This is a genomic window from Bacillus sp. 105MF (assembly GCF_000374885.1).
Lineage (GTDB): Bacteria > Bacillota > Bacilli > Bacillales > Bacillaceae_G > Bacillus_A > Bacillus_A pseudomycoides.
The window spans coordinates 1-2,496 of sequence record NZ_KB895663.1; the positions used below are offsets into that span (position 1 = coordinate 1).

At 44.8% G+C, this 2,496-nt stretch carries 1 protein-coding gene; it reads left to right on the top strand.

Annotated features, from left to right (window positions below; genetic code table 11):
- Positions 1 to 2,496 (top strand): condensation domain-containing protein (locus C564_RS33195; RefSeq protein ID WP_018768215.1); only part of this gene is annotated, 2,496 nt, incomplete at both ends.

A 2,496-nucleotide genomic window follows, 5' to 3' on the forward strand; every position in this document is an offset into this window, starting at 1 on the left:
CCGTAAAAGAAGCTGTTGTACTGGTAAGAGAGGATCATCCAGGAGACAAACGATTGGTAGCTTATGTAGTTGGTGAAGGAAGTGTAAATGAATGGCGGGAGCATCTGAAAACACATTTACCGAATTACATGGTTCCGGCACACTTTGTCGAGATGGCATTTTTACCACTCACACCGAATGGAAAACTCGATTTAAAAGCATTGCCTGTACCTGATGAACCATCTACTGAAAATACTGTATACCCACGAACTCCGATGGAAGAGCTCGTTGCATCGGTATGGAGTCAAGTGCTAGGCATAGAAAATATTGGTGTCCAGGATTCCTTCTTCGATCGAGGTGGCCACTCGTTGCTCGCTACCCAAGTTGTATCTCGGTTAAAAGAGACATTACAAATCGAACTGTTAGTACGTGAACTGTTTGAGTATTCAACAGTAGAGGCGTTGGCGAAGCGACTGGATCAATTGCGTAAAGGAGACAAAATACGAGAGATTCCACCGCTTATGCCGATGGAACGGGGAGAAGCCATTTCGCTCTCTTATGCCCAACAGCGCCTGTGGTTCATTGACCAATTCACGCCTAATAGTGCACTTTATAATATACCGATGGTATGCCGTCTTACAGGGGATTGGGTACCCAAAGCATTGGAGACGGGATGGAATCAGCTGATAGAGCGTCATGAATCTTTGCGAACGGTGTTCCATGAAATGGATGGTCATCCTGTGCAGCAGATTCAACCATATGCTTTCCGGTTCCTTCCCCAAATAGATCTAACTACGCTTTCCTCCGAAGAGAGAGAAAGCGTAATGGAAAAATGGATCCAAAACGAAGCCGAAGCGCCATTTGACTTAGGACAAGGTCCGTTGATCCGTGGGCAAATCGTGCAAATCGCAGAAGAAGAATGGATTCTTCTTTGTACCATGCATCATATTATCTCGGATGGCTGGTCGATGGAAATCTTGCTCCAAGAATGGATGGCATTCTATGAAGAAGCGGTTGGTGGAAAACCAGCAGAACTCGCACCATTACCGGTTCAATATGCCGACTTTGCCCAATGGCAAAGGGAATGGATGGAAGAAGAAGTACTTGATCAGCAGCTTGCATATTGGAAGGAAGAGCTGTCTGGCGAGTTACCAGTCTTAATGTTGCCGATGGATCGTCCTCGTTCTGCGGTGCAAATCCATCGTGGATCGACACACACTGTGTTGTTGTCACGCTCGTTACGCGACAAACTGAACGAACTTAGTCGTCAAGAAGAGTCGACGCTCTTCATGACCTTACTGGCATCGTATCAAAGCTTCCTCGCTCGTTATACAGGACAATCGGATATTCTTGTCGGAAGCCCGATTGCAAACCGGAATTATCGTGAGATTGAAGGGTTGATTGGTTTCTTCGTCAACACGTTGGTTTATCGGGCTGATCTGAGTGGCGCACCGACATTCCAAGAGTTGTTGTCTCAAGTACGGACAAAAGCATTGAAGGCGTATGAATACCAAGATGTTCCGTTTGAAAAGATTGTAGATGTCATACAACCCGAGCGAAGTACAAGTCATTCTCCGATCTTCCAAACCATGTTTACCTTGCAAAACACGCAACAAGAGCTTCCAGAGCTTCATGGAAGAAGTTTAGAAACGATGGAAAGTTATGCTTCGATCGCCAAGTTTGATTTGAGTTTAAGCGCCGCAGAGGTGGAAGAGGGTTTATTCCTTTGTTTTAACTATAAGAATGATTTATTTGACGTTGTAACGATCAGACGTATGGCTGAGCATTTTGAAAATTGGTTGAATGAAATCGTGGAACATCCCGATAAATCACTGACGAAGTTGACGATGCTATCGGAATTAGAGAAGCAATTACTGGAAGAGTGGAATGATAATGCTGTAGCGTATCCACGTGAGAGTGTGATCCATAAACTGTTTGAAGATCAAGTGGATCGTACACCTGACACGGTGGCGGTGGTGGATGAAAATCAGCAGTTGACGTATCGAGAGCTGAATGAGAAAGCAAACCAATTGGCCCATTATCTCCAGAAATGTGGGATTGGGACCGAGTCATTGGTCGGTCTCTGCTTCCAGCGTTCAGTTGAGATGATTGTCGGTCTCATGGGGATCTTGAAAGCTGGGGCAACCTATGTTCCATTGGATCCATCGTATCCAGAAAGTCGCCTACGATATATTCTGGAGGACACAGGGATTCAAGTATTGGTCACGAACGAAGCATTAGTAGATTGGATACCTGAAGAAATCGAAGCAGTTTGTTTGGATCGGGATCAAGCGATGATCTCGCGAGAAAGCACCCTTTCACCAATATGTAAAGTGACAGGAGAAAACTTGGCGTATGTAATCTATACTTCGGGATCAACAGGGAATCCGAAGGGAGTTATGGTAGAGCATCACAATGTGATTCGTTTATTTAAATCAACGGAATGTTGGTATCAGTTTGATGAAAAAGATACTTGGACGCTTTTCCATTCTTATGCGTTTGACTTCTCAGTTTGGG